Origin of the sequence: Lysinibacillus parviboronicapiens (genome assembly GCF_003049575.1) — a bacterium.
GTDB classification, from domain to species: domain Bacteria; phylum Bacillota; class Bacilli; order Bacillales_A; family Planococcaceae; genus Lysinibacillus; species Lysinibacillus parviboronicapiens.
In genome coordinates this window covers 1-1,635 of record NZ_PYWI01000078.1, presented here as the reverse complement: position 1 = coordinate 1,635, position 1,635 = coordinate 1, and the positions used below count along the sequence as shown (strand labels likewise).

General features: G+C 37.3%; 1 pseudogene. It reads right to left on the bottom strand.

From position 1 onward, the window contains the following. Positions 1-46: 46 nt before the first annotated feature. Positions 47-1,618: pseudogene (locus tag C9J35_RS23010) on the bottom strand (IS3 family transposase). Between the last annotated feature and the right edge of the window lie 17 nt (positions 1,619-1,635).

Genomic DNA, 1,635 nt, shown 5'->3' with positions numbered 1-1,635 from the left:
TGAACTGCACCCCGTCAAGTAGACAGTGGAAATAATAAAAAATGTATTAAGCGGCTTGAGCCCTGAATTCTAAAGGACTCAAGCCGTTTAATCGTTTCTGGTAGCGATAATGATTATAAAAATGAATATAGTCATCAATCGCTTGTTTTAACTCTCCATATGAATCGTACTTATGTAAATGATACTTCTCACACTTCAGTGTGCCCCAAAATGATTCAATTGGTCCGTTATCAATACATCGACCAACACGCGACATACTTTGCGTCATATTGGCTGTGTCCACGATTCGCTTAAATTCCTTCGATGTATATTGAAAACCTCGATCACTATGTATTAATGGCTGCTCGCCTGATTGTAATGTTTGAATGGCTGATTTTATTGTTTTGAAAACAAGGGAATTATTATTCGAATGACCCAACACATAACTCACAATTGAACCATCATATAAATCGATAATTGCGCTTAAATAAGCTTTTTTACCGTTCCCATACTTAAACTCTGTAACATCTGTACACCATTTTTCATTTGGCTTTTTCGATGTAAATGCTCGATTTAATACGTTCTCCGCCACATGATGAGCTGGGGATTTACGATAAGGCTTGCGCTTTCTCCGAATAACAGACTTCAATCCACTAATCTGCATTAAACGATAAATACGCTTCTCGTTACATCGTTTGATTATTTTCTTTTCGCTGACGATTGATTGCCAATGTCGTACGACGATAGCCGTAAATACCATCTACTTGTTGGTAATGGAGATGAATGTCCTTTAAAATTGCTTTATTTTCAACTTCTCTGTTAGAGGGCTTGCGACTTAGCCACTTATAGTAAGCAGCACGTGAAACACCAGCGATTTCACATAGTAAAAGAATCGAAAGTTCTTCCTCTTGATGTAATTCTTGAATCGCTAAATAGCTTTGCTGTAAACGAATTTGGCTTAACGATGCCTCCTTTCGATTTCCTCTAACTTTTTTAAAAATAGATTTTCTGCACGTAAGCGTTCATTTTCACGCTCTATACGTTGAATTTCTAATTTCAATTTCTCCTCAACGGTTAATTCGACTTCATCTTTTGTGCGACCACGGCGATCACGTAATCCCTCTGCACCGTTCGTTTCAAATTTCTTCGTCCATTGATACACCTGTTGATACGAAACACCATAGGTGTGCGCTGCCAACTGATAATTTTTCTGGTGCTTCAAACAGTAGTTGACAATTTCATTACGCTCCTCAAAAGTTGTCTTTCTTCCTTCTGTCATAGCTTGACTCATTCCTTTACCTGAATCTTTTAATTCTCTATGACCAGTATACTTTTTTACCCACTTTTTTTAAACAGAGGTACTGCTGATCTCATATTTCGCTAACACCTCCATCTGTGAATAATTCTGTTGAATGTAGTCTTCCACAGCCGCTAATTTTAACTCTTTTGAATAGAATTTACATGAAGTCGCTTCTTGCAATCCTTCACGTCCACCTGCCTCATATTTCATTTTCCATCTATGGAAAGTTTGTTGATCTAATGAAAACCTTTCACACAATTCATTGATTGAATAGTGACCTTCTTCGTACAATTGAAGGATATGTAGTTTTAACTCGAGTGAATGTTTACTTCGCCCCATAAAAATGCTCCCCTTAG